Source organism: Lysinibacillus zambalensis (assembly GCF_040183165.1).
Taxonomy (GTDB): Bacteria; Bacillota; Bacilli; order Bacillales_A; family Planococcaceae; genus Lysinibacillus; species Lysinibacillus zambalensis.
The window spans coordinates 1-2,235 of record NZ_JBEGDG010000053.1 but is presented as its reverse complement, the minus strand read 5'-3'; the positions used below and the strand labels follow the sequence as shown (position 1 = coordinate 2,235).

2 protein-coding genes are annotated in these 2,235 nt (G+C 35.3%); one reads left to right on the top strand and one right to left on the bottom strand.

Annotated elements, in window-relative coordinates; genetic code table 11:
• Positions 1-75: 75 nt before the first annotated feature.
• Complete coding sequence (locus ABNX05_RS25950) at positions 76-729, bottom strand: FusB/FusC family EF-G-binding protein (RefSeq protein WP_349662326.1); 654 nt, start codon at positions 727-729, stop codon at positions 76-78.
• A gap of 550 nt (positions 730-1,279) precedes the next feature.
• Between ABNX05_RS25950 and ABNX05_RS25945 the strand changes: the two genes are divergently transcribed.
• Complete coding sequence (locus ABNX05_RS25945; protein ID WP_349662325.1) at positions 1,280-1,912, top strand: class I SAM-dependent methyltransferase; 633 nt, start codon at positions 1,280-1,282, stop codon at positions 1,910-1,912.
• Positions 1,913-2,235: the final 323 nt, after the last annotated feature.

Sequence of the window (2,235 nt, the reverse complement as noted above, 5' to 3'; positions counted from 1 at the left end):
TTTTCTTCACTTCTACTATAAAAAAATAGTAGCACAAACCATGGCCTTGGTTTGTACTACTAATGTTAGTATGTTTTATTTTTGAGTAATGCGCTCGAAAAACGCTTTTGTTTTTTCTATATCCGTTACATGTCGATTGCATGTTTGGCTATCTGCGCAAATGTAATTGCTATAATTCGTGAACGTTCCAACGACTTGCCCTTTTACAGAAGTAGTAAATAGGCCAACTTCAGAATGGCGGTTACATAGTGCACATATTCCTTTCATTGTATTGTGAGAGAAAGTTCCTTTAATCGCTTTTAGCTGTTCATCTTGTTCCAATACGACATATTTTCGATGTGTACCGGGATCATCCCAAGCTAAATAACAAATCTGCTGAAAGTCCATATCTTCAAGCTTTGGTAGCTTGAGCTTTTTTTCCTTTTTAAATAGGCTCTTCAGTGTGCTTGCAGTAACTGCTTTGAAAGGGATGACATATGGTTTTAAGCGCTCTAAATACGCTTCGCCATGAGCGCGATCTGTCACATTAAAAAGCTGTTCAATTAGCTGAGTTTCCGCAGTGGATAGCGCTAATTTTGCTGTAATTTCGCTTTCAACAATTCCATGTACGGCTAAGATAACGTTTTTATCCTTTGTCGTTGCAAGTGTTTGTATAATTTTATTCATTTGTTGCTCAAGTAAATGATAGTTTGCGACCGTTAAGAACGGCTGAATTGTTTGTTTTTCCATTTGAATTCACTCCTAAATAGTAGGCTTTTAATAAAGGTTACTGGCCTAAAGAGATCATTCAATTTATGTTAATTGCGTTAACTTTTCTAGACCTCTTTGACCTGTAAAGTGTTTGGTCTAGAGCAAGCATTACAAAAGAATGCGTCCATTTCGATTCCTCCTTGAAATGAAATTCACCATTATTATAACATTTTTTAGTAATTATATAAAGTTAGAAAATTTAATTTATTCAAATGATAAAAAATGGTATAATAGTTTAATATTTGTTCGTTGCTGATAGTTGTGGATGACATTTTGAAAGACGCATGTCGTGTGTATAGGTTGATTGGAGTGGAGATTGGACGCCTACAAAAAAGTGCCCAGTGAAACGGAAAATACCCTACACAATAAGGTGGTGAACTTGAATTTGAAAGGGGGAATTTTTATGAAACAGGTTATAGGTCATGAAAATTTATATGTTTGGAGAGGGATTGTTAGTAACTAACATGGGATGTTTAGTGCTAATAGACCTTCCGAATTCTTAACCTATTGAAACTCTAGGAGGACTATTATGCTAAGTCAACAAGGATTTAATTTATGGGCTGATGGTTACGATCAAACGGTTCAGCTAAGTGAAGAAAGCAATCAATATCCATTTGCAGGATATAAAGAAGTATTAAATACGATTTTTAATGAGGTCATGCACATTCCAAAGTCCACTGTATTAGACATTGGATTTGGCACTGGGGTGTTAACGGCGAAACTTTATGACAACGGGCATATAATCAATGGATTCGATTTCTCTTCGAAAATGATCGAAATCGCCAAAGAAAAAATGCCTGATGCAAACTTAATGGAGTGGGATTTGTCAAAAGGGCTGCCAACAGCACTTCTTCATCAAGAATATGACGCTATTATTAGCACCTATGCGTTGCATCATTTTACTGATGAAATGAAGGTGCAATACATTAAAGAATTATTGCAACATCTAACACCTGAAGGCAAAATTTTTATCGGTGATATCGCGTTTCATACAAGAGCGGACCTTGAAAAATGCCGTGAAGAAAGTATTGGCTATTGGGGTGATGATGAAATTTACTTTGTCCATGAGGAGATAAGTTCCTTGTTAAAAGGAGTATGCCAATTAGAATTTTACCCGATCTCGCATTGTGGTGGGGTTTTTGTTCTTTCAAATTTTGCGTAGGAAGATGCTTAAATGATTATTTCTGATTATATATATGGTGATTTTGAGATAGAGAATGTGCTAGAGGAACTTATTGAGAGTAAGCCAATGCAAAGGTTAAAGGGTATTCATCACTGTGTGTTTGTGAAGATTCTTTGAGTTTTTCGATAAATGATGAAAAAGTTTCGATAAATTAAATAAAACTCTCGATAAATCCACAATATTCGTCGATAAGTCTAGTGTTCTTCTCGATAAAACGACTGAAAGGGCTGGGACATAACTAGCTTCAATTAGTGAGAAATCCGAATTTGAATGCATTCAAATTCGGATTTCTCTATTTTTTA

Excerpts from the sequence above, each read along its gene's own strand:
- ABNX05_RS25950 (WP_349662326.1), bottom strand. The coding sequence starts at position 729 with ATGGAAAAACAAACAATTCAGCCGTTCTTAACGGTCGCAAACTATCAT.
- ABNX05_RS25945 (WP_349662325.1), top strand. The coding sequence starts at position 1,280 with ATGCTAAGTCAACAAGGATTTAATTTATGGGCTGATGGTTACGATCAA.